This window comes from Microbacterium sp. ZW T5_56, assembly GCF_044987425.1.
GTDB lineage: Bacteria > Actinomycetota > Actinomycetes > Actinomycetales > Microbacteriaceae > Microbacterium.
Genome location: NZ_JBJDRI010000024.1, coordinates 1 through 24,108 on the forward strand (window position 1 = coordinate 1; position 24,108 = coordinate 24,108).

Annotated in this window: 19 protein-coding genes; 6 read left to right on the forward strand and 13 right to left on the reverse strand. The window is 68.4% G+C overall.

The window, feature by feature from the left end:
• From ACI3KU_RS12335 to ispG, 8 genes are all read right to left on the reverse strand, one after another.
• On the reverse strand, positions 1-439 hold a 439-nt coding region (locus ACI3KU_RS12335), incomplete at its 3' end, for a translation initiation factor IF-2 N-terminal domain-containing protein (protein ID WP_404922596.1).
• Between the two features lie 54 nt (positions 440-493).
• Positions 494-766 carry a YlxR family protein gene (locus tag ACI3KU_RS12340; protein ID WP_404922597.1) on the reverse strand — a complete coding sequence of 91 codons (273 nt, stop codon included), beginning with the start codon at positions 764-766 and terminating at the stop codon, positions 494-496.
• A gap of 159 nt (positions 767-925) precedes the next feature.
• Positions 926-1,915: a transcription termination factor NusA gene (nusA, locus tag ACI3KU_RS12345; RefSeq protein WP_404922598.1), complete on the reverse strand. Its 990-nt coding sequence runs from the start codon at positions 1,913-1,915 to the stop codon at positions 926-928.
• A gap of 87 nt (positions 1,916-2,002) precedes the next feature.
• Positions 2,003-3,085 (reverse strand): TIGR00730 family Rossman fold protein, encoded by a 1,083-nt coding sequence (locus ACI3KU_RS12350; protein WP_404922599.1) that lies wholly within the window; start codon positions 3,083-3,085, stop codon positions 2,003-2,005.
• A gap of 80 nt (positions 3,086-3,165) precedes the next feature.
• The gene (locus tag ACI3KU_RS12355; RefSeq protein ID WP_404922600.1) at positions 3,166-4,020 is read right to left on the reverse strand and encodes a hypothetical protein; all 855 of its coding nucleotides are present in this window, start codon (positions 4,018-4,020) and stop codon (positions 3,166-3,168) included.
• 52 nt (positions 4,021-4,072) lie between these two features.
• Complete coding sequence (locus tag ACI3KU_RS12360) at positions 4,073-5,062, reverse strand: hypothetical protein (RefSeq protein WP_404922601.1); 990 nt, start codon at positions 5,060-5,062, stop codon at positions 4,073-4,075.
• A 164-nt stretch (positions 5,063-5,226) separates the two neighbouring features.
• Positions 5,227-6,099: a serine protein kinase RIO gene (locus tag ACI3KU_RS12365; protein WP_404922602.1), complete on the reverse strand. Its 873-nt coding sequence runs from the start codon at positions 6,097-6,099 to the stop codon at positions 5,227-5,229.
• Between the two features lie 369 nt (positions 6,100-6,468).
• The gene (gene ispG / locus ACI3KU_RS12370) at positions 6,469-7,599 is read right to left on the reverse strand and encodes a flavodoxin-dependent (E)-4-hydroxy-3-methylbut-2-enyl-diphosphate synthase (protein ID WP_404922653.1); all 1,131 of its coding nucleotides are present in this window, start codon (positions 7,597-7,599) and stop codon (positions 6,469-6,471) included.
• Positions 7,600-7,958: 359 nt separating this feature from the next.
• On the opposite strand from ispG, the gene ACI3KU_RS12375 reads away from it, so the two are divergent.
• From ACI3KU_RS12375 to ACI3KU_RS12385, 3 genes are all read left to right on the forward strand, one after another.
• Complete coding sequence (locus ACI3KU_RS12375; RefSeq protein ID WP_404922603.1) at positions 7,959-9,881, forward strand: anthranilate synthase family protein; 1,923 nt, start codon at positions 7,959-7,961, stop codon at positions 9,879-9,881.
• Positions 9,881-10,333 carry a DUF3592 domain-containing protein gene (locus ACI3KU_RS12380; RefSeq protein ID WP_404922604.1) on the forward strand — a complete coding sequence of 151 codons (453 nt, stop codon included), beginning with the start codon at positions 9,881-9,883 and terminating at the stop codon, positions 10,331-10,333. The genes ACI3KU_RS12375 and ACI3KU_RS12380 overlap by 1 nt, the downstream gene beginning before the upstream one ends.
• A gap of 1,170 nt (positions 10,334-11,503) precedes the next feature.
• Entirely contained in the window at positions 11,504-12,418 is a 915-nt protein-coding gene (locus ACI3KU_RS12385) for an endonuclease domain-containing protein (protein WP_404922605.1), read from the forward strand.
• Positions 12,419-12,892: 474 nt separating this feature from the next.
• On the opposite strand, the gene ACI3KU_RS12390 is transcribed toward ACI3KU_RS12385, so the two are convergent.
• Positions 12,893-14,218 carry a M50 family metallopeptidase gene (locus tag ACI3KU_RS12390; RefSeq protein WP_404922606.1) on the reverse strand — a complete coding sequence of 442 codons (1,326 nt, stop codon included), beginning with the start codon at positions 14,216-14,218 and terminating at the stop codon, positions 12,893-12,895.
• 159 nt (positions 14,219-14,377) lie between these two features.
• On the opposite strand from ACI3KU_RS12390, the gene ACI3KU_RS12395 reads away from it, so the two are divergent.
• Positions 14,378-16,000: a Mur ligase family protein gene (locus ACI3KU_RS12395; RefSeq protein WP_404922607.1), complete on the forward strand. Its 1,623-nt coding sequence runs from the start codon at positions 14,378-14,380 to the stop codon at positions 15,998-16,000.
• Positions 16,001-16,104: 104 nt separating this feature from the next.
• On the opposite strand, the gene dxr is transcribed toward ACI3KU_RS12395, so the two are convergent.
• Together dxr and ACI3KU_RS12405 are read right to left on the reverse strand one after the other, a co-directional pair.
• Positions 16,105-17,187, reverse strand: a complete 1,083-nt coding sequence (gene dxr, locus ACI3KU_RS12400; protein WP_404922608.1) for a 1-deoxy-D-xylulose-5-phosphate reductoisomerase — start codon at positions 17,185-17,187, stop codon at positions 16,105-16,107.
• Positions 17,188-17,349: 162 nt separating this feature from the next.
• Positions 17,350-18,342, reverse strand: coding sequence for an FKBP-type peptidyl-prolyl cis-trans isomerase (locus tag ACI3KU_RS12405; RefSeq protein WP_404922609.1), 993 nt, complete (start codon positions 18,340-18,342; stop codon positions 17,350-17,352).
• Between the two features lie 179 nt (positions 18,343-18,521).
• On the opposite strand from ACI3KU_RS12405, the gene ACI3KU_RS12410 reads away from it, so the two are divergent.
• A complete protein-coding gene (locus ACI3KU_RS12410; protein WP_404922654.1) occupies positions 18,522-19,241 on the forward strand; it encodes a lysophospholipid acyltransferase family protein in 720 nt (239 codons plus the stop codon).
• A gap of 287 nt (positions 19,242-19,528) precedes the next feature.
• Here the strand turns inward: ACI3KU_RS12410 and ACI3KU_RS12415 are convergent, their stop codons facing one another.
• Entirely contained in the window at positions 19,529-19,993 is a 465-nt protein-coding gene (locus ACI3KU_RS12415) for an OsmC family protein (RefSeq protein WP_404922610.1), read from the reverse strand.
• 76 nt (positions 19,994-20,069) lie between these two features.
• Here ACI3KU_RS12415 and ACI3KU_RS12420 point away from each other — a divergent pair, with 76 nt between their 5' ends.
• Positions 20,070-21,065, forward strand: a complete 996-nt coding sequence (locus tag ACI3KU_RS12420) for an asparaginase (protein ID WP_404922655.1) — start codon at positions 20,070-20,072, stop codon at positions 21,063-21,065.
• A gap of 129 nt (positions 21,066-21,194) precedes the next feature.
• On the opposite strand, the gene ACI3KU_RS12425 is transcribed toward ACI3KU_RS12420, so the two are convergent.
• A complete protein-coding gene (locus ACI3KU_RS12425; RefSeq protein ID WP_404922611.1) occupies positions 21,195-24,020 on the reverse strand; it encodes an FtsK/SpoIIIE domain-containing protein in 2,826 nt (941 codons plus the stop codon).
• Positions 24,021-24,108: the final 88 nt, after the last annotated feature.

Here is a 24,108-nt window from a genome sequence, read left to right on the forward strand (position 1 = left end):
CACCGGGCTTGCCGGCACCGCTGGCGGGCTTGTCGCCAGCGGGCTTCTCAGCAGCGGACTTGTCGGCAGCGGGCTTGTCGGCGGCGGGCTTGTCGCCAGCCGGCTTCTCAGCGGCCGGGGCTGCAGGCGCAACCGGAGCGGCCTCGGGTGCCTTCTCGGCAGCCGGAGCGCTCGGCTTGGGACCCGGCTTCGGGCCCGGCTTGGGACCGGGGGCGGAGGCAGGCTTTGCCGAAGCAGCCTGGGCGGGCGCGGCAGCGGATGCACCGCCGGCAGCGCGCTCAGCCTCCAGGGCAGCACGCAGCTTGCGCGCGACCGGAGGCTCGATGGTGGACGACGGGCTCTTGACGAACTCGCCGAGTTCCTTCAGTTTCGCAAGGGCGACCTTGCTGTCGACACCGAGTTCAGATGCGATCTCGTGTACGCGTGGTTTGGCAGCCACATTTCTCCTGTCTGGGTCCACCCAGGCAGGGCAGACCGTATCAGCGGACGGGTCTCATTTCGAGCCGTTCACTTTGTTTCCATAGCCATTCAGCCGTTTCTCGATGGTCTGCGTGTCAAGTGGCCCCGACACACGGAGTGCCCGTACGAATGCTCGCCGTTGCAATGCCTTCTCCAGACACTGCGCATCGTCGTGCACCCACGCACCTCGCCCGGGCATCGAAGCTTGCTCGTCGATGACGAGAGAGGTTTCGGAGGCCACTACCCGCAGAAGAGCGGAGCGAGATGCACGGCTGCGACATCCGACGCACGTCCGTACGGGTTCCATCTTACACCTCCCGGGTGCATGCTCGCTCTCATCGCCGTCGACCAACACGGCTGTCCTGGCGCGGCATGGCGGTGCTGGAGCGGAATCCCGCACCAGCGTGAGATCACGCGGCGGCGGACTGCTTCGGCGTTTCGCCGACGGGTCCGCCGCCGCGTCGGATCACTTGTCGTCGAGGATCGAGTCCGGCTGGATGTCGATCTTCGCACCCGTGAGCTTTGCGGCGAGACGGGCGTTCTGGCCCTCCTTGCCGATCGCGAGCGACAGCTGGTAGTCGGGCACCAGTGCCCGGACGGCCTTGGTGGTGGCATCCAGCACGAAGCTGGAGGTCACCTTCGCCGGAGAGAGCGCGTTCGCGACGAATGTGGGCAGATCGGGGCTGTAGTCGACGATGTCGATCTTCTCCCCCGACAGCTCCTCGGTGACCGCGCGCACGCGACGACCCATCTCACCGATGCACGCCCCCTTGGCATTCACCTGCGGGTCGTTCGCGATCACGGCGATCTTGGTGCGGTGTCCCGCCTCACGAGCCAGCGACTCGATGGTCACCAGGCCGTTCGCGATCTCAGGCACCTCGAGCGCGAAGAGCTTGCGAACCAGGCCCGGGTGGGTGCGTGAGACGGTGATCTGCGGACCCTTGTTGCCCTTGGCCACCGTCGTGACGTACACGCGGATGCGCGTGCCGTGCGTGTACTCCTCGCCCGGAACCTGCTCCTCGGGCGGGAGGATGGCCTCCACCGAGCCGAGGTCCACGTGGATCATCTTGGGGTTGGGGCCCTGCTGGATGACACCGGCGACGATGTCGCCCTCCTTGCCGCGGAACTCCCCCAGCACCGCGTCATCGGCGATGTCGCGCAGACGCTGGCTGATGACCTGCTTGGCCGCGAAGGCCGCGATGCGCCCGAAGTCCGCGGGCATGTGCTCCTCTTCGCCGATGACGGCGTCCTCGTCATCGAGCACGGGGATGTAGACGGCGACGTGGCCGGTCTTGCGATCGAGCGACGCGCGGGCACCGACGGGCAGCGAACCCTCCGGCGAGGTGTGCTTGGCGTAGGCCGTGAGCACCGCCTGCTCGATGATGCGAATGAGTTCGTCGAAGGGGATCTCCTTCTCTCGCTCGATGTTGCGCAGCAGTCCGAGATCGATCTCCACGGTGGGCCTCCCTATATTCAGCTCTTCACCCGCGAGCGGGCATCCTCTCTAGGATACTCGCTCACGGAGGCGCATGTGATGTGAGGCCTACTCGGACGGATTCTTCGTCCCGGCCGGCACGCGATCGGGAGCGGAGCCGAGCTCGTTGATCGCACGGATCACGTGGAACAGGTGCCCCACCTTGAAGGGGTTCAGGATCATCGTCACCCGCGGCAGGTCCGGCACGTCCTGATCGGCGATCTCGACGGGAAGCGCCGACACCGCCTCGATGCGACCGGAGACGAGCAGGTGGCCGAAGCGCTCGTTGAGCGACTCCAGTTCCTCCGGAGTCGGCACAGCGCGCACACGTAGCACCAGCAGTTCATCGATCCATCGCAGGGAGTCGTAGTTGCGCCAGAATCCGGTGATCTCCGCTTCGGCAGCTTCGACGGAGTCGGTGATGAGGACGCGCTCCAGGTCATCGCCGGACACCACTCCGGCGGGGATCATCTGCTCCTCGACGAAGCGGCGCAGACCCGACCAGAACTCGCCGCCCGGTTCGTCCAGCAGCACGATCGGCATCGGCTCCGCCTTGCCTGTCTGCTGGAGGGTGAGCAGCTCGAACATCTCGTCCATGGTTCCGAACCCACCGGGCACGCACACGAAGCCGCTGGATTCCTTCATCAACATGAGCTTGCGGGTGAAGAAGTACTTCATCGCCACCACGTTGTCGCGGTCGGCGAAGATTGCGTTCGGCCGCTCCTCGAAGGGCAGACGAATCGAGACGCCGATCGCGCGATCCGGGCCAGCGCCCTCTGCCGCAGCCTGCATGATGCCGGGGCCCGCCCCCGTCACCACCATCCAACCACTCTCGGCCAGACGCTCGGCGATATCGTGCGCCTGCTCGTACAGCGGGTCGTCCGACCGCGTGCGTGCGGAACCGAAGATGGTCACCTTCGGAACGCCCGCGTATGGCGCGAAGATGCGGAACGCACGGCGCATCTCCACCACCGCCGACGCCGTGATCTTCAGATCCAGACGCTCGGTGCCGTCGCGCCCCAGCTCGATCGCCGTGCCGATGATGCGGCGGATGAGCTCGCGGTTCGCCGTGATGCCGGCGTCGTGCAGCATCCGATCCATCTCGGCGCGCAGGGTCTCATCGGGTCCGGGGGTCAGGGTGGCTTCGGTCATGCCTCCACCCTCCCATGCCCCGGCGAACAGGGCCTGAACGACAGCGCGCGCCGGTCAGGCACCGATGACGCCGGTCGGGATCAGACCGGAACCGCGCTCGTGGTCATCACGAGAGTCTGTTCATCCGGCATCGTGAACGCCACCGTGATGCGGCGAACGTCGGCCAAGGATGCGACGTGCGTGCCGCCGCACGGGAAGGAGGCCTCCCCCTCCGGCAGCGTGCAGTGCCAGGTTCGCATGTCGGTGATTCCCGGTCCGGCCGTCTCGATGCGGCTGGCCGACCCAGCAGCCACCCAGGTGGACAGCAGAGCGTTCGCCCGCTCTTCACGCTCGGTGAGGGAGGCTGCGAACGCCTCTGTGTCGAAACCCGCCTTGCGCAGGCTCTTACCCAGGCGATAGCGATCGACGCTGCCATTGTGGTGGATGAAGCTGGTCTCGTTGGCGCGGCCCTCGAAGTCAGGGTTGCCGAGCGGGTCGGGACGCACCTCCTTGCGCCAGAGGTCCGCGAGCGCCGCGTCCAAAGCGAGGGAAGCGAGGTGGCAGGCCGTATGACCGCGACTCAGATCGGCGCGACGATCACCGTCGACGAGGGCTCGAACGGCGACGCCCTCGGAGACCGAGCTCTGCCCCTCGACGAGATGCGCAACCAACCAGGTCCAGCCGTCGGTGCCCCGCTTGACCGGGATGTCGGTGCCGATCAGCACGTCCACGCCATTCTCGGTCGCGGCCATCACCGTGTCGCGAACACGCAGTTCTGCGCCTGCGACGACGATCGTTCCGGTGTCGCCCGGCTGGTCGGGCCACGTGTGATCAACCGGGTGGAACGGCGTGGTGTCCAGCACGATCACGGCCCCCTCGGGATGCGGGCGGACGGCCGTCACGACGGCATCGCCCTCGATCGCACCGGAGGGGAAGGTCACGAGCGTCTCATTCACGTCGGCAACTCTCTCACGCCCACGGCCAGGTGGGACGAGCGCGCGCGGATGCTCAGAGATCCGTGCGCTCCGTCAGCACAGACAGGATCTTGGCGAGAAGGTCGTCCTGCGAGGCCAGGAAGCCGGAGGTGGCGAATGTCAGCCGGTTGACGCCCGCGTCCAGCACTCCGGTGCTCAGCCCGGCGTCATCGCGAGTGATCCAGCCTTGATCGGCACCGTCCACGTCGAACTCCTCACCGCTCGGCTCGGACCCCTGATCGGCGCCGCCCGGATACAGCGCAATGGAGATACCACCCTGTTCCGGTTGATGAGCGCCGCACCAGCCGGCGCGTCCATCCCCCGCGAGCGTGTCCCACAGTGGGCCGTACGGCTGGGAGTCGTTCTGCACGCCCGCTTCCGCATCCGACATTCCGCTCGCACGGACGGCGTCCACGATCACGGAGCAGTCCGGCAGCGCCCAGGAGCCTGCCGGCAGCGGGGCGGCCACGGGGCGCTGCCCGATGAGGCGCGCGCCGACACGGCCCACGACGGCGGAGAGCGCATCCTCGGTGCCTGCTCCGGCGATGAGCCAGGAGTCGCCCACCGCGAGCTCTGCCATGCACAGGTCGGGGCCCTCGGTGTCCGGGCAGGCGACGATGTCCGGCGTCGCGAGAGCCTCGTCGGATACCAGTGACAACGGGAGGATGTCCACCGAGACTACCCCGGCTCCTGCGCCGTCCCAGCGGCAGCTGAGTGCTCCCGCGAGCGCGGACGCGGGGTCCGGGCCGCCCGCGTCCGTCAGCGTCCAGGCCGCGGCTGCGATCGCGCCGAGGTCGGCATCCGTCAGCACCTGCGCACAGTCCCCGGCGAAGGCCATCTCCGCTTCCGCGGGTTCGGCGGCATCGTCTACCGGCGTCGTCTCGTCGGTCGGCTCAGCCGACACCGACGGTGTCGACGCGGCCGGGGTACTCGAAGCCGCCTGGCCCGGCTCGGCCGCCGTGCACCCGGCGAGAACCAGTGTCGCCGCCACAGCGGTGAGGAATCGAGCGAGCGGAGAGCGCATTCTTCGATCATAGGGAAGGGCCATACGGCCAGCCGCAACGATTCGGCCACGCCGGGTGGCACGCCTGGCCCGCAGAGCAGGACTCCCTCGGGACGTCCCGATCACCCGCCGACGCGCTCGTCGCAGCGCGTGCCAGGAGCAGCCGCGCACCCACCGTCAACACGTCACCACAGCTGAGCGATGACGTCCGCGAAGACCTCCTCGGCGTCCACCTCCAGACCGCGGCGCTGGAACCACGTGCACACGTTGAGCACGTCGCGATGCAGGAAATCCGCACCCGCAGGATTGGCCGCCAGATCCACGATCTGCGGAAGGTCGATGACCACCACGCGCCCCTGGTGCAGCAGCAGGTTGTACGCGGAGAGGTCACCGTGCGCCAATCCGGCGCGGGCGAAGGCGATCAGCAGCGCGCGCACCTGGTCGAACGGATCGGCCAGTTCTGGCCCGCGCAACCGCGTCTGAGCCAGTCGCGGGGCCGCTTGACGCCCCTGTCCGATGAACTCGAGCAGCACCTCCGTGCCCGAGACCTGAACGGGATAGGGCACCGGGATGCCGGCCTCGTAGGCAGCGCACAGTGCCGCGAACTCGGAGCCCGCCCAGTGTCCTGCGGAGACGGAGCGGCCGTACGCGGACTTCTTCTCCACCGCTCGCACATCGCGCGAACGGCGCAGTCGTCGGCCCTCCTCGTACTGACCGGAGCGGTGGAAGTCGCTGGTTTCGACGCCGCGATAGCGTTTCGCGGCCAGGAGACAGCCCGCCTGGTCAGGAATCGCCCGCTCGATGAGGAAGACGTCCGCTTCCTTGCCGGTCTTGACGATCCCGAGCTCAGTATCGAAAGCAGCCGCGCTCGTCTCGAGCCACGACGGATGTGGAAGCGGGCCGCGCTCAGTGGGTGAGGCGGCAGGCCAGGTGCTCCACCGCTGGTCGGGCCCCGGCTCGCGCTGGTCGAAGGCATGGCCGGCGAGGACATCGTCGTCGAAGACGAATGGACGGGACGAAGAAATAGAAGAAGAGTCGAGGAAGGACTCGAATGACATGAGAGAGGTCTCCAGAAGGGAGGCCGCCGCTCAGTCGATGCGGAACGTCAGATTGCGGCCTCAGGAAGGTGAGAGGGTACGGATGACACCGTGGTCGTGTTCATCGGTCATCACTCCTCTCCCTCATGCCGGCCAGCCGGGTCACGTCGATCGCGACCCGTTCACGCTAGCGTCTCTCTGCTGCGGAGGCAAGGCGTCCCGCCGCTGCGCCAGTGAAGCGCAGCCCTGGTTGCCGACCAAGCCAGGCTCACCCGGTTGCCGCGCAGGCGAAGCGCAGCCCCTTTTGCTGCGCAACCCAGGCTCACCCGGTTGCCGCGCAGGCGAAGCGCGACGAAACGCTCGTGCATCACGCTCGCCCGCCGGCGCGGATCAGCTGGTGACGACCTGCGCGGTGCCGAGGGGCGCGTCGGGGCCCATCTCTGCGGCGATTCGGTTAGCCTCTTCGATCAGCGTGGCCACGATGTCCGCCTCGGGAACGGTCTTGACGACCTGGCCCTTCACGAAGATCTGGCCCTTGCCGTTGCCGCTGGCGACTCCGAGGTCAGCCTCGCGAGCCTCACCCGGGCCGTTCACGACACAGCCCATGACCGCCACGCGCAGCGGCACGGTCATGTCCTTGAGTCCCTCGGTCACGTTGTCGGCCAGGGTGTACACGTCCACCTGCGCGCGTCCGCACGAGGGGCACGAGACGATCTCCAGCTTGCGCTCGCGCAGGTTCAGGGACTGCAGGATCTGGTGACCCACCTTGACCTCTTCGGCGGGAGGTGCGGAGAGCGAGACGCGGATGGTGTCGCCGATGCCCTCCGACAGCAGGATGCCGAATGCGGTCGCGGATTTGATGGTGCCTTGGAAGGCGGGACCCGCCTCGGTAACACCGAGGTGCAGCGGCCAGTCGCCCCGCTCGGCGAGCTGGCGGTAAGCCTTCACCATCACGATCGGGTCGTTGTGCTTGACGGAGATCTTGAAGTCGTGGAAGTCGTGCTCTTCGAACAGGCTGGCCTCCCACACCGCACTCTCGACGAGAGCCTCCGCGGTGGGCTTGCCGTACTTCTGCAGCAGCCGCTTGTCGAGGGATCCGGCGTTGACGCCGATGCGCAGCGACACACCGGCAGCCTTCGCGGCGGCGGCGATCTCGCCGACGTTGCCATCGAACTCGCGGATGTTGCCCGGGTTGACACGAACCGCGGCACAACCGGCGTCGATGGCCGCGTAAATGTAGCGCGGCTGGAAGTGGATGTCGGCGATCACCGGGATCTGGCTCTTGTGCGCGATGGCGGGAAGCGCGTCGGCATCGTCCTGGCTCGGCACCGCCACACGCACGATCTCGCACCCCGAGGCGGTGAGCTCGGCGATCTGCTGCAGGGTGGCATTGATGTCGGTGGTTTTGGTCGTGGTCATCGACTGCACCGAGACAGGTGCGTCACCACCGACCAGAACCTTGCCGACACGGATCTGTCGACTCTTCCGACGCGGGGCAAGGACTTCGCGGGCGGCGGGCATACCGAGATTCACAGCGGGCACCTCCCCAGCCTACGGCCTGGCGCCTGCACGACGGCCGTGTCTCACTCATACGCCCGACGGCGCCGAGCGACACCGGAGCCAACCGGCGTGAGGCGACGGCCGCGCCGCGCCTCGTCCGCCGACGCGATGGAACTCACAGCGCCGCGCGTCACATCGGCGTCATCCGGCGCGAGAGCCACGGGCGCGCTGTGATAGGTTCGGCGCATGCACGCGAACCTGTCCTGGTGGCCCGCCTCCTGAGGCGGTGTTTCGCGTAGCCACGATCCAGACCGCCCCCATTGGGCGGTCTTTCGTGTTTCGAGCCTTCGAATCAGACTCCGCCCCGAACAGGAGAACACATGACCGGGTCGCTGACGCCCGAGACCGATCCGGCCGCGGACGCCGCGCAGGGGTCCACGATCCCGACCTCCGGTGCCTTCGTGCTGCTCGCCCGCCAGGGGTCACCGGATGTGGAGATCCTCACCGGCGAGGTGTCGGATGTCGATCTGCTGGCCGACATCCCGCTCACTGTGGACGAAGTGCCGCGAGAGGTGTTCGCGCTGGTGCCCTATCGCCAGGTGCGCGAGCGCGGCTTCTCAGCTCACGAGGACGATGCGCCGCTGCGGACGCTCATCGTCGACCGGCACGTCCGTGTTCCTCGCGCCGAGCTCATCGCCGAGCTTCCGACGACACCCATCCCGCTCGCCGATGCCGGCTTCGACATCTCCGACGAGGAGTATGCCGAGATCGTCCGCACGGTGATCCGCGATGAGATCGGTCGCGGCGAGGGCGCGAACTTCGTGATCCGCCGTGACTACGTCGCCGGCGTCGATGCCGACCCCCGCGTTGCCGCGCTCACGTGGTTCCGCGCGCTTCTGGAGCATGAGCGCGGCGCGTACTGGACCTTCGCGGTGATCACCGAGGGCCACATCGCCGTCGGTGCGAGCCCGGAGGCGCACGTCTCCGCGCAGGGCGGCGTCGTCACGATGAATCCGATCTCCGGCACGTTCCGTCACCCGGCCGGCGGTGCCACGAAGGAATCCCTCACCGAGTTCCTCCGCTCCACGAAGGAGACAGAGGAGCTGTTCATGGTGGTGGATGAGGAGCTGAAGATGATGTCGGCCGTCTGCAGTGACGGTGGGCGCATCACCGGCCCACATCTGAAGGAGATGTCGCGACTGACGCACACCGAGTACATGCTGCGGGGGTCGAGCCGAATGGATCCGCGCGAGATCCTGCGCGAGACGATGTTCGCTCCGACGGTCACCGGCTCCCCCATGCAGAACGCCTGCACGGTGATCCAGCGTCACGAGCGCACCCCGCGCGGGTACTACTCCGGCGTTGCCGCGTTGTTCACCCCCAACGCCGAGGGCGGCCATGACCTCGATGCGCCCATCCTGATCCGCACCGCCTACCTGGTCGACGGCCGACTTCGCGTCCCGGTGGGTGCCACACTCGTGCGCCATTCGGATCCCGCCGGCGAAGTGGGTGAGACGCACGGCAAGGCGGCCGGTGTTCTGGGCGCGATCGGAGCGATCTCCCGGGATGTGCCCGTCGTCTCCGCCGCGGACCCCGATGCGCCGCAGCCCGAGCCGGTGTCTCTCGCTGCCGATCCGGAGATCGCCGAACTCCTTGCGTCCCGAAACAGCCGCCTCGCACCGTTCTGGATGAACCCACAGGACGGCAGCGAAGAGACGCTCGCAGGCCCGTTCTCCGGCTCGTCGGCGCTGGTCGTGGACGCCGAGGATCGCTTCACCACGATGCTCGCGCATCAGCTCCGCCACCTCGGCCTGAACGCCACGATCGTGCCCTGGAACGAAGTCACCGACGAACAGGTGTCTGCGGCCGATCTGGTCGTGGCAGGCCCCGGTCCCGGCGATCCGCGCGATGACACCAGCGCCCGGATCCGTCGCATGCGGGAGGTGGTCGCCGCCCGCCGTTCGGGCGAGCAGCCGCTGGTGGCGGTGTGCCTCAGCCATCAGATCCTCGCAGACTCGGTCGGCATCGATCTCGGCCCGCTCGATTCGCCGCACCAGGGAGTGCAGAAGACCGTCGATGTCTTCGGCGAGCCCGCATCGGTCGGCTTCTACAACACCTTTACCGCGCGGGTGTCCCCGGGCACCACCACGGTCGCGGATCTGGAGCTGTCCGCGGACGATCGCGGCGACGTCTACGCGCTGCGTGGGCCGCGCACGGCTTCGGTGCAGGGCCACCTGGAGTCGATTCTGTCGCGCGACGGTCTGCACACGCTCGAACGGCTCGTCTCTCAGGCCCTCGCCTGATGGCTCGGGACGGATCACGAGGCTGGGGGTGGCCCTGGTCGGCGTTCTCCCTCGTGATCGGACTCGCGGCACTCGCGTTCGGCGCGGTCCAGCTCGGCGCTGATGCCGTTGAGGCGTCGCGGTCCTCGCAGCCGATCGATGCGACCGTGACCCAGGTGGACTACGCATCGGGCACCGGGATGAGCAAGCGCTACTTCCCCACGGTCACGTACGTCGTGGACGGAGCCGCGTACGAGGAAGCGACCGAGAATCACCGCGGTACCGAACCTGCGATCGGCAGCACCGTGAGCGTGACCTACGACACGGCGGATCCTCGCCGGGTGTCACTCACGGGCGCAAGCGGTGGCGGCGGTGCGGACTGGAGCGGGTCGATCATTCTGCTGGTCGGCGGGGTGGGACTCATCTCGGCCGCCGTCGCCTTCAGCCCCGCCGTGCGTTCCCGCCGCCGCTGACGCAGCACTCGTCCGACTCGGACACGGCTACCAGCGGCATCGGTGCCGGTGCCGGTGTCGGTGCCGGCACCCGTGTCGGTGTCGGTGTCGGCGCCCGTGTCGGCACCCGTGTCGGTGTCGGCGCCCGCGCCCGTGTCGGCGCCCGCGCCCGTGTCGGTGTCGGGGCCGTGCCGGTGTCGGCGCCCGTGCCGGTGTCGGCGCCCGTGCCGGTGTCGGCGCCCGTCGCGGTGTCTGCGCCCGTGGCGGTTGAGCCACCTCGGGCGGAGAGATCGCCGCCGGACGCTGTCTCACGCTGATCGGCCACTACGGTCGGGCGCTGCGGTCAGTCGGCCCCGGAGCCGGTCTCACCTTCTGTCGCCGAAGGCCCCCGACCCGCCAGTTTCTGAGCCCAGCCACCGACCTGATCTCAGAAACCGCCGTCCGAGGGCGACGTGGGTACCGCTCCTGAGACCAGACACCGACTCACCCCCGGACGAGATCCCGCCCGGTAGGCGGTGCTGCACGCACCGCCTACCGGACTCCATCCGCGGCGTGTTCTGCGGCGGATGCTATGGATCCCCCGCTCTGGGTCGTACCTGGTCGAAGACGCCGCCAGACGAGAGTCACCGCTGTTCGGCCCCGACAGCCGGGTCCACGAGGCAATTGGTCTCACCTTCTGTCGCTGAATGCCCCCGACCCTCCAGCTTCTGAGACCAGCCACCCGCTCGGTCTCAGAAACCACCGCCCGACAGGTGCCGGTGCTGATCCTGAGACCAGCCACCGCTCAACCCCGGAGGAGGTCCCGCCCCGCCGACGATGCTGCGCACACCGCCGGGGCCGGACCGATCGGATCATGCGCTGCGGCGGACGCCATGGATCGTCCCTCTGGTCGCACCTTCCGCAGCCAGGTCGTCGCTAGCCGACATCTTCCGAGACCAACGACCGGCTCGCTCTCAGAACATGCTCGCCATCCAGCCTCACGCGACCGATGGTGAGACCAAGCACGGCAACGGCCCTGCCCCGTCGCCGCGGCGACGGCTTACCCCCTAGCCGCGACGGCGGTGCTGCTCCACCGTCAGTGAGACCATGTCGCAGGCATCGACTCCTCCCCAGCAGTCGAAGACAGGAAGTCCGTCCCCCGATGCGCGCGCACGGCCTCGCCGTGCAGCGCCACTGCGTCAGGCTCGGCGGATGAACTCCCAGCCCTCGCCATTTGGACGCCACGCATTCTCGCTCGCGGAAGGGATTCGTGCGGGACTCACACCCGGGGTGCTCCGGGGCCCTCGCTTCGTCCGGCCCTATCGCGGGGTCCGCCGCGCCGCAGACGCAGCCGCTTCCGAACTCGACCCGTTAGATGTGCACGCCGCATCTGAGGAGTACGCGCCTCGGCTCTCGCCCGGCCAGTTCTTCTGCGCAGACACCGCCTTGGCACTGTGGGGAGCGCCGCTGCCGCCCGGGCGTCACGCCCGTCCGCTGCATGTCGGCGTCTGGCATCCGGCATCCCCACCTCGCGTTCCCGGAGTCGTGGGGCACCGGTATCGTCCTCGCGATGACGGCGGCCCGTTCTTTCACCGGCTCCCGATCGAGCGACCCGAACGCGCATGGGTGCAGGTGACCGGAACCTGGCCCGCCGACGACCTCGTGGCCGCGGCGGACTACCTGGTCTCGCCCCGACATGCGCTGACGACGGTGGAGGTACTCGCGGCAGAGCTGGTGCATCAACGTCGGAGCATACACCTCGTGATCCTCGACGACGTCAGAGTCGGCTCGGAGTCGCCGCGAGAGACGCTTCTCCGTCTCGTCCTCCAGCGCCGCGGGCTGCCCGAACCGGAACTGAACGTCGATGTCTTTGACCCCCAGGATCGGTTCCTTGCCCGCGTGGACCTGTTCTATCGACGCTGGAATGTTGCCGTCGAGTTCGACGGGCGCCAGCATGCGGAGGACTTCAGCCAGTTCCGGCGCGACGCCGAGCGCTGGGACGATCTGCGCGCCGCAGGAGTCACGCTGGTTCGCGTCCTCAACCACCAGCTGGCGAACGGGGGCGCCGACGCGGTGAGGCGGGTCGAGCGCGCGCTGCGCGCCGCCGGCTGGGACCCGCTGGGATGACTGCCTCGCCCGATGGTCTCAATGGCAGCAGCCACCGCCCCCGCGCCCGACAGTTCGTGAGCCCAAGGACACAACTGGTCTCAGGTACAACAGCGAGGAGGCGACACACGTGCGAACAGTGAGACCACAAGGCTGGTCTCAGGCGACGCAGCCAGGAGGCGACACAAGCGCAGTCAGTGAGACCACAGAGGTGGTCTCAGGCGATGCAACCAGCGGGCGACCCGAGTGCAGACAGTGAGACCACAAGGCTGGTCTCAGGCGACGCAGCCAAGAGGCAACACAAGCGCAGTCAGTGAGACCACAGAGTTGGTCTCACATACAGCAGCGAGGAAGCAACACAAGCGCAGTCAGTGAGACCACAGAGGTGGTCTCAGGCGATGCAACCAGCGGACGACCCGGGTGCAGACAGTGAGACCACAGAGTGGGGACACGGCACGACGTTGCCGGTGACGCGGCGTATCTGGGTCGCGCGCCTCAGCCGCCGAGGATGCTGATCGGGTTCACGACGTCGGTGACCACCAGCAGCGCACCCATCGCCACCAGGAACACCACCACGACAAAGGTGACGGGCACCAGCTTTGTAGCGTCGACGGGTTTCGGTGCCGGCCGGCCGAGCAGTTTCGCCCACGTGCGCTTGAGGCCGTCCCACAGCGCCACGGCGACGTGGCCGCCGTCCAGCGGAAGCAGAGGGATGAGGTTGAAGACGAACAGTGCGACGTTCAGGGATGCGACAAGGCTCAGCATGCCCGCCACGCGGCTGGCGATCGGCGCGTCAGAGGCGGCGACCTCTCCCGCGATGACGCCCACTCCCACCGGTGAGATCGGTCCGTCGGGATCACGCTCGGCGCCCGTGAAGAGGGAAACGGCCGTGCCATAGAGCTTCTGCGGAAGCTGAACCATCACGCCGGCGACCGCTCCGACGTTGTTGAACGCCTGCTGCGGTCCCGCCCACAGCGGCTGCGGCACCATCGCGGTCTGCGCGGTCACACCGATGAAACCGGCGGGCTGCGTCTTCGTCGTGCCGTCGCTGTTCGTCTCCGCGTTGCCGTTCGATCCAATCACGGGCCGCTCCGTGAGCAGCGGCGTGAGCTGAACCGTCTGCTCCACGCCATCGCGACGGATCTCGACATCGAGCTCCTTGCCCGCGGACGCTGCGATGATCGCGGACACGTCCGAGAACTCGTGCACGGCGGTGCCGCCGATCGAGAGGATCGTGTCGCCCGGCTGGAGTCCCGCCTGCGCGGCGGGAGCGATCGGATCGGTCGCCGCGCAGGTGTCGCCCGCAACATCCGACTGCTGCACGCACTGGCTGACGCTGGCGAGGGTTGTGGTGGCGGTCTGCACACCGAATCCGCTGAAGACGATCGTGAACAGCACGATCGCGAGGATCAGGTTCATCACCGGACCGCCGAGCATCACGACGATGCGCTTCCACGTGGGAAGGGCGTAGAAGGTGCGCTCCTCGGAACCGTCCAGCGTCTCGTCGTTTGCCGCGCGGGCGTCCTGCACCATCGTGGCGAAGAACCCGGCCCCGGCCCGTCCCGCCCTGCTCCCCTTCGGCGATGGCGGGTACATACCGGCCATCGAGATGTAGCCGCCGAGGGGCAGCAGCTTGAAGCCGTACTCGGTCTCCCCGAAGCGACGCGACCAGATCGTCGGGCCGAATCCGATCATGTACTGCCCCACGCGCACCTTGAAGAGCTTCGCGGGGGCGAGGTGGCCGATCTCGTGCAGCGCGATCGACACGGCCAGGCCCACGAGGATCACAGCCATGCCGATGATGAAGAAGACGACGCTCACATGTGGAGGCTACCGCCAGCGCCTTTGAGTTGGCTCATGAAACCGTCTCCTGCATCCGGCTACCGCGGCTCTCGGCGCTGCGGGAGCGTGCGACGCGGATGCGGTCACGTCGGGCGCGCCGCATCGCGAAACGCGCCCGCGTGGAATGATGGATGAGCCATGAGCAGCGACATTCCCACTCCGAACCTTCCGCCGGTCCTCCGCCCAGAGAACCCGCTACACCGTTCCCTGCGTGAACTCGCCGATCGCTTCGGCGTCGGCACCCGCGGGGAAATCGGCGACGTGGTTGTGACCGGCATCACCCTCGCCACCGCCGACCTGCGCGCCGGCGAGGCTTTCGTGGCGATCCGCGGCGTCAATCGGCACGGTGCGGAGTTCGCGCCCACCGCGGCGGAGAAGGGCGCCGTCGCGATCATCACCGACGAAGGCGGTGCGGCGATCGCTGCCGACGCGGGTCTTCCGATCGTCGTGGTCGACGATCCCCGTGGCACGCTCGGTGCACTGTCGGCGTGGGTGTACTCCACCGGCGCGGACGACAAGCTCCCGCTGCTGTTCGGCACCACGGGCACCAACGGCAAGACCAGCGTCTCCCACCTGCTGGAGGGCATTCTGCGACAGATCGGCGTCACCACGGGTCTGTCGTCCACGGCCGAGCGACACATCGCCGGTCAGGTCATCGTCTCTCGCCTCACGACGCCCGAGGCCAGCGAGTTCCACGCGCTGCTGGCGCTGATGCGTGAGCGTCAGGTCGAAGCCGTCGCCGTGGAGGTCAGCGCGCAGGCTCTCAGCCGGCACCGGGTCGATGGGCTCATGTTCGATGTCGCGGGGTTCACGAACCTCACCCACGACCACCTCGATGACTACGCCGATATGGCGGAGTACTTCGAGGCGAAGCTGCCGCTGTTCCTGCCGGATCGGTCTCGTCGCGGCGTGGTGAGTCTGGATTCCGCCGCCGGAGCACGCGTGGTCGAGCGCGCCGGCATCCCCGTGGTCACGATCGGCACGCCGTTGATCGCACCCGATCCTGACGCTGCGCGCGCCGCCGACTGGGTCGTGGACATCGTCGAAGAGCGGCAGTCCGGGACGCGCTTCAGCCTCACTGCTCGCGACGGACGCACCCTCACCACCGTCGTGCCCGTCATCGGTCCGCACATGGCGGCTAACGCGGGCCTCGCGATCGTCATGCTTCTGGAGGGCGGGTACGCCTGGGATCGCATCGTCGCCGCGCTCGATCGCGATGGTGGCGTCACCGCGTATCTCCCGGGTCGCACGGAGCTCGTGTCGGGAGAGCGTGGACCTGCCGTCTACGTCGACTTCGGGCACTCCCCCGATGCGTTCGAGAAGACTCTGGCCGCGGTTCGGCGCGTGACGCCTGGAAAGGTGCTGATGCTGTTCGGCGCCGACGGTGACCGGGACGCCACCAAGCGGCACGACATGGGTCGCGCTGGCGTTCTCGGCAGCGACATTCTGGTGATCACCGACCACCACCCGCGCTTCGAGGAGCCCAGCGGCATCCGGCGCACGCTGATCGAAGGCGCACGACTCGCTCAGCCCGATGCCGAGATCCACGAGTACTCACCGCCGGAGACGGCGATCGTCGAGGCCGTGAAACTGGTCGGCGACGGCGATGCGATCCTCTGGGCGGGTCCCGGTCACCAGGACTATCGCGACATCCGCGGTGTTCGGACCCCGTATTCGGCGCGTGAGCTCGCGCGCCGCGCGCTGCGCGACGCCGGCTGGCCTGTCCCCGAGCCGCGCTGGTCTGTCCCTTACAGCGACTGACCCGCGTTCACGGCGCGCTTCGTTTCGCCCTATGAAGGCGTCTACGACTTCTCGGCCAGCGGCTACGACTTCTCGGCCAGCGGCCACGACTTCTCGGCGAGCGTCTATGACTTCTCGATGAGGGCGTCGGCGGCGCGACGTGCCCATGCCTCGGCCTCAGCGAGCGATTCCCGGGTGAGCGCGGTCGGCGCCTCATGCGCATCGACGACTCGCTCGATCAGCTCGACGATGCCGAGGAACGGCAGCCGACCCTCATGGAACGCGTCCACCGCCTGTTCATTGGCCGCGTTGAACACGGCCGGAAACGTACCGCCGGCGCGGCCGACGCGCTTGGCGAGCCGGACCGCCGGGAAGGCGTCGTCATCGAGCGGTTCAAAGGTCCAGCTTGTCGCGGTGGTCCAATTCAACGGCAGCCCCACACCGCCGATCCGGTGAGGCCAGTCGAGCCCGAGCGAGATCGGCAGGCGCATGTCCGGCGGCGACGCCTGAGCGATCGTCGAACCGTCGATGAACTCCACCATGGAATGGACGATGGACTGCGGATGCACGACCACATCGATGCGATCGTACGGCACTCCGAAAAGCAGATGGGCTTCGATCACCTCAAGACCCTTGTTGACGAGTGTCGCGGAGTTCGTCGTCACGACCCGTCCCATGTCCCACGTCGGGTGCGCCAGCGCCTGCGCCGGGGTCACCTCTGTCAGCGACGCACGGTCTCGGCCCCGGAACGGGCCACCGGATGCCGTAACGACGAGACGGCGCACCTCGGCGGAGGTGCCGGAGCGCAGGGCCTGCGCCAGCGCGGAGTGTTCGGAGTCGACCGGGACGATCTGGCCGGGCTCGGCGATCGATGTCACCAGCTCGCCACCGACGATCAGGGACTCCTTGTTGGCCAGGGCGAGGGTCCGTCCCGTCTCCAGCGCGGCGATCGTGGGGCCCAGTCCCACCGAGCCGGTGATGCCGTTGAGCACGACGTCCGCATCGACATCGCGCACAAGCTGCTCGGCCTCGACAGCACCCATCGCGGTGTACTCGACCTGGAACTCAGCCGCCTGCGCGGCGACGGCCTCGTGGTTGGTCCCTGCTGCGAGGCCCACCACTTCGAACCGTCCCGGATTGGCGCGGATCACATCCAGTGCCTGCGTTCCGATCGAACCGGTGGAGCCGAGGATGAGGATGCGACGCATGTCCTCAGCCTAACGATGCCGCTCGCGGGTGCCACCTGAAACGCCCCGCCCGCAGAGGACGACCCACTGCCGGAGGTGCGGGTCGGGCGAGCATGACGCGATCTCACGACAAAGGGCAACGCGCCGCCCCCGAAGGGACGACGCGTTGCTCTGGGAGCTGGATCAGCCTGCGGCGGGCGCGGACGACTCGATCTTCACGACGAAGACGAGCGTCTCGTCGGCGAGCTCGTTGCCGGTGCCGGCGTAACCGCACTTCGGCGGCATGGCCACGAGCACCGTGGAGCCGACCTTCTGCCCCTCGAGCGCACGCTTGAAGCCTGTCACCACGCCCGTGGTGGAGAACGTCGCGGGCTCGCCACGGTCCCAGCTGCTGTCGAAGACGGTGCCGTCCGACCACTTCACGCCGGTGTAGTCGACGGTCACGCTGTCGCCTTCGCCGACGACGTCGCCGTCACCCTCGGTGAGCACGCTCAGCTCCACCTCGCTGGGTGCTGTGGTGCCGGCGGGGATGGTGATGTTGGGCTTGCCTGCGGTGTCGAAGGCGACCTCGGGCAGCTTTCCGGGCTTGTCCGACACGGTGCACCACTGTGCGCCAGGGGTGGCGTCAAGAACATCGAACACCCAGTAGCCGGCCGAGCCGTCCTGCTGAGGTGCGGCGATCACGATGCGGCTGCCGACCGTCGTGCAGCCGAAGATCTGACCGATGCCGGTGGTGGCGGTGAGCTGTTCGGTGAGCGCCGCGCCCGTGTGACCCTGGTCCGAGGTCTGCGTGCCCGTGGCGTCGAACATCGTGACGGCGTAGCTCACATAGTCGCCATCCGCGAGCTTGTCACCGGTGCCGGCGAGAGCGACGGTGCGCTCGATCGCGGTGGGGACCGCGGCGTCGCCGATCGCGATCGTGGGTGCGGCGGTGAGGTCGTCACCCGAGACCGTGACGGACTTCGAGATGTCGCCTTCGGCTGCGGGCTGCTCGCACACGTCGGTGGCGGCGACGGTTCCCGCGGAGGCCGACGAGGAGGCCGAGGCCGAGGAGCTTGCGCTGGGCGAGGACGTTCCCGAACAGGACGTCAGCGCGAGGGCCGCGAGGCCGAGAGCGATCAGGGGGAACAGGCGGCGTGAGCGCACGAAGGCACCTCTCTTGTTCGGACGGATCATTCATTCTCCCGCATTCCCCATACGGATCTGCTGGGAACACCAGGTTCAGGACGCGCGCGGGCGGCGCGGGCATGCCGGGTAAGGAATGAGTCGCGCGGTAAAATCTCCCAATGACCTCTCCCGAGTCCGAGAATGCCGACGCACCCGAAGTCGACACCCGCACGGACTCCGCCGGCACTATGAACCGCGGTGCCTACTCCCTGGGTCGACTGGCGATCGGCTCGATTGCACGACTGATCTATCGGCCGCGCATCGAGGGGCGCGAGAACATTCCACGCACCGGCGGCGTGATCCTGGCGAGCAACCACCTCTCCTTCATCGACTCGTTCGCCATTCCGGTGGCCGCCCCCCGTCCCGTGCACTTCATGGCGAAGTCGAGCTATTTCGACGGCACCGGCTTCAGCGGATGGGCATCGCGAACGTTCTTCACCTCCATCGGCGCGATCCCCGTCCGACGAGGAGCCGGCCAGGCCGCGCTTGACGCCCTGGACCAGCAGCGTCAGGTCCTGGATCAGGGTCGTGCCGTCGCGCTGTATCCCGAGGGCACGCGTTCACTCGACGGCCGCCTCTACAAGGGGCGCACGGGTGTGGCGTTCCTCGCGCTGCAGACCGGAGCACCCGTGGTGCCCGTGGGCTTGATCGGCACGGACAAGGCTCTGCCGAAGGGGGCGAAGCTTCCGTCCCGCTCGGAGCGCATCACCGTGCGCTTCGGTGAGCCGATCGATGTGACGAGGCACGGCTCTGCGGACTCCGGTCGCGCACGCCGCCTCGCCACCGACGAGATCATGGCCGCGATCCACGCCCTTTCCGGCCAAGAGCTGGCCGGCACGTACAACGAGGCTCCCGCGCAGAACCCGATCGAGCGGATCAAGCAGGTTCTCCCCCACGAGCGCCGCTGATAGCCGCACACGACCGTCGGGGGGCGGGTCGCACCGCTCGTCTCCGGTCGCACGCATCAGGCGGTGGTCCTCGACGAGCGCTGGTGGTCATCGTGCACCAGCGCGGGTCACACGACCCGTCTCCGGTCGCACTCCGTTCTCCTCGACACGCGGGGCCGGCCTCTGCACGTCACGGCATCCGCGCAAGTCTCACGGCACCCCACATATCAAACGTGTGGTCGTCGACGAGCGCCGTGAACACCCTTTGAGCACCGCCACCGCGCTCTGCGTCCGAGCCGCACCCTGTGCTACGCGACGACGATCTCCGGCTCCACCCGAACGGGGAAGTTGACGGAGTTCGCGATGAAGCACCACTCGTGCGCGTCGTGGTGAGCGGCGATCGCTCGGTCGACCATGTCGGCGTCGCGGACGGTGACGCGGGGGCGGAGCACGACCTCGATGAAGCGACCGCCGTTGCCCTCGGTGATCATCGTTCCCGAGGCGTCGTCGGTGTATGCCGTGACGACCACGTCGGCCAGCACGCACGCGTGCAGGTAGCTCAGCAGGTGGCAGGAGACCAGGGACGAGAGCAGCAGGTCCTCGGGGTTCCAGCGCTGCGGATCGCCACGGAAGGGCTTGTCCGCGGAGGCGAGCAGGTCGGCTTTTCCATCCACACGCACCGTCACCGAGCGCTCGTAGTCGCGGTAGCCGGTGGTTCCTGCCCCCGTGTTCCCTGTCCACTCGGCGTTCTGGCGATACTCGTGCTGGCTCATGCTGGCAGTCTCTCATGCTGGCGGCGGCGAGCGCCCGGGCCGTGCGCTGGAGCGCAGCTAGGCTAGGACGGTGACGGTGATAGAAACTTTCGGTGTGCAGGATGCGGTCGAGTTGGCCGTGGTGGATCGCAACGGCTTCGTGGAATCCCGGCACGCCGGGGCGGCCATCGTCCTCGCCCCCAATGGTGAGGTTCGGGGCTCCTTCGGACGCACCGATGCGCTCATCCTGCCTCGCTCCACGATGAAGCCGCTGCAGGCCCTGGCATCTCTCACCGCGGGCGCTCAGCTTGCGGGCGAACAGCTCGCGATCTCGACCGCCAGCCACGTCGGCACCGACCTGCACGTGGAAGTCGTCACCGAGATGCTGCTCGGCGGCGGACTGCGCCCCTCGGATCTCGAGTGCCCGGCATCCTGGCCGGCCGACAGCGCCACGCGCGACAACATGATCCGCCGCGGCGAAGAAGTCTCGCCACTGCGCATGGCGTGCTCGGGCAAGCATGCAACGATGCTGCTCGCGTGCCGGGCTTCGGGCTGGGAGACGGCGGGCTATACCGATCCCTCCCATCCGCTCCAGGCGCACGCGCGCGACGTGATCGAGCGTCTCGTCGGCGAGAAAATGCAGATCACCACCATCGACGGGTGCGGGGCGCCGGTGTACGCGATGACGCTCGCCGGCCTTGCCCGCGCGATCCAGCGCGTCGGCACAGCCTCTGAGCGTTCGCCCTTCGCGCTGTATCGACTCGCTGGTGAGCTGATGCGGGCGGTCCGAGAGAACCCGTGGACCATCGAGGGTCCGGGTCGTCCCGACAGCTCTCTCGTCGAGAAGCTCGGCGTGTACTCCAAGTTCGGCGCCGAGGGCGTGCAGACGATGGTGGCTCCGGACGGCACCACGGTCGTGGTGAAGACACTGGACGGCTCCACGCGCGCCGGCCACACGGTTGCCGTCCACCTCCTCGGTCAAGCGGGTGCCCTCACAGCAACACAGGTCGCGGAAGCGGACACCCTGCTCGGTCTTGACGTGCGTGGCGGCGGGCGCCCGGTCGGCCACATCCGTTCCACGGTCCACCTCTGATTTGAACGGTCACGCCCGCTTGGATACACGTGCCGACGGATATCCTGTCGGCCGGATCCGCTCCACGGTGCGCCTCTGATCTCAACGGTTGCAACGGCCCGACACTCTGCCCACCCACTCGGTCCATCCTCACTCCCAGGTCACCCGGGTGAGCGCCGCGCCCATGCGGCACAGCCATGCTCGCCCCGGCAACGCGAAGGGCGGCAGCGAACGATCCCCCGTCAGCGTGCGAACATCGCTGGAGCACTCCGCCGAGATCACCAGCTCCCCCTCGCGTCGCACTGCCTCCAGGAGACGCCAGGCGCGCTGCCACTGCTCCGGATCGCCCACGAGCACCACATCCCGCGGTGGATCGAGCTCCGTGGCGGGAACGTCCGAGACCGAAAGCAACGACGCCGCCCAGATCCGCTCGAGGTGGCGATGCCGCTGCGCTGATCCCCGCAGCACCACCCCCGTGAGCGCACCCGGTCCTGCGGGCCGCCAGCGTGGCACGCCCGTCTCGCGCCCCGCGGCCTCGGCTCGCGACGATCGCAGTGGCGGCATCGCGGATTCCTCCGTGCCCGCCCCGTCCCTCGCCTCGTCGGGACAGAGCAGCTGCACCTCCAGCCCATCGAGGGTGGCACGACCGGGAGGACGATCGGCACGGAAGGCCGACGACTCTCCCCCGGCGAGGAGGTGGTCTGCGCGGTTCGCCTGCGCCAGCACGGCTCTTCGCGGGATGAGGTCGATGATGCGTGCGGAGGGGCCTGATGCACGCTGCGCCGTGACGATCACCGTGGTGCCGGCCATCCCGGAACGACGAACGAGACTCTCGATGCGGGCCGCCGCCTCCCCGGCCCACGGTTCGGGCCAGAGAGTCAGGAGGACGTCCAGGTCGTCGATCAGCACGAGCGCGGGGCTCTCTGCCTCCCAGCGCACCAGCGCATCCCAGGCGGCCTCCGGATCGGACGCGACGCGCAGCGTCTGGCTCACCCGAGCGTCCAGCATGTCGACGAACGTCGTCTTGCCAGACTTGGCCCTCCCCAGCAGCACGAGTCCTCGCTCACCGATAGCGAGGCGCACAACCCGGCGTCGCTGGTGGTCAGGATCATCTGCCACCGCGATGACCAGATGCGGGTCCGCCCCATCCTGATCGCCTTCCGTCTCACTGATGTGTCGATTCACCTCGCTCAGGCCGATCCGATCCGGCAGCGGAGGAAGCCAGGGTCGCGCCAGCGAGGGAATGTCGTGATGAATGCCCGCCACGCGCGCGAGATCCGCGGTCGAGGTGAGCGCGATGCGCGTGCGGATCGGCACGGCATCACCGCTGCGGCGGACGTACGCCATCCCGCGCCCGTCGGGCCCGCCGGAGAGGCGAGCGGCATCGTCGTCCCCGATCACCGCGCGGCTGTCCTGTTCGCTGGATACGCGCAGGGCGATCCGCAACGGGCAGTTCGCCAGTGTGGCGTCGCGCACGACCCCGGCCACACGCTGCGCGCCGATCACCAGATGCATGCCGAGCGCTCGTCCGCGCGCGGCGATATCGGTGAAGACCGGTTCCACCTCCGGATGCTGGGTGATGAGCGCCGGAAACTCGTCCACGACAATGATCAGGCGCGGCAGGGTGACACGACTGTCACCGATATCGCGTGCTCCGGCGGAGGCGATCACCGCCTCCCGGCGTCGGATCTCCGCCGCGAGCGAGCGGACGGCGCGTTCCGCGAGTTCGCCGTCCAGATCTGTGAGCACTCCGACGACGTGCGGAAGGGCCGCAAGAGGCTCGAACGCGGTGCCGCCCTTGAAGTCGGCGAGCATCAGCTGCACGGCGTCCGGTGGGTAGGAGCGACACAGTGCGGCGACCCAGGTGATGAGGAACTCGCTCTTGCCTGCTCCCGTGGTCCCCACGACCACGGCATGAGGGCCATCCGTCACGATGTCGAGAACCGCGTCCTGTCCGCCCGCTCGCCCGATCGATACCGCGAGCACCCCCTCAGCTTCGCCAAGCTGGGCGAAGGGGACGAACGGGTCATCTGACGATGATTCGCTCTGCGCTCGCGCACCGAGGATCAGCGCGGTGTTGACGGCCTGCGCTGTGGACACGGCTTCGCAGCGCAGCGCGGCGGTCACCGCACCGCGACCGACAACCGCAGTCAGAGCGTCGTCCAACTCGATGACCGTGGGCGCGCCGGCGGGAACGCTGCCTCGACGGTCAGTCCAGCTGACCGTCACATCGGCGGGCGGGCGCGGATCCGTCGGCCCGACGAGGGCCAGAGTTCGCGCGCCCGGCGCGCCCAGAGTGTGCGGAAGATCCTCTTGCCAGGGCTCTCCTCGAGCGAGCACCTGCCATCGTCCGGGAGGATGCAGCAGACAGACGTGCAGCACGATGGCCCGCGCCACCGCGGCCGCGACGATCGGATTGCCGCGCACACAGATGTCGCCATCCAGCGCAACGACGACCGGCGAATCCGCAAGCGTCTGAGCGCGCGCACGCAGCTCCTGCACCTCGGGGCGCTCGTCCCCGCGACCGATGCTGGTCTCCACCTGAACCATCCCGCTGCCCAGAGTCACTGTTCCCTCGCGTTGCGGGTGGCTGCGCCAGACCTCCGCGGGCGCCGCCACCAGATCGGCTACGCTCGGATGAACCGCCCACCGATCGCGGCGCGCCCGTCCTTGACGCTGCGCCACGGTGTCCGCCGCTGATTCCATCGCGGCCAAGAAGGACACGCGCTCTCGTCGTCCTTCTCGGCGGCGTCCCCGCGCACGATCCGCGAGTCCCGCCACGAGCATCAGCGGACCGAGTGCCGCGAACCACAGCATGAGCGCCGAGCCGGTCATCATCCACATCCCGACGGCGCCGATCACGGGCACAACAGCCGCCACCAGCGGAAGCGACGTGGGCGGCTGCGCCGTCGGGGCGGGTGGGAGTGTGAGCGGCTCGTCCGCGGAGGACGTTCGTGCGGTGAGGAGGAAGCTCATCCTCCGACGATGCCGGATCGGCGCAGGCGATGCCGACAGAACGTGGACAAGCAGAACAACATGCGGCCGGGCGGCTCCTGGGGAGGAG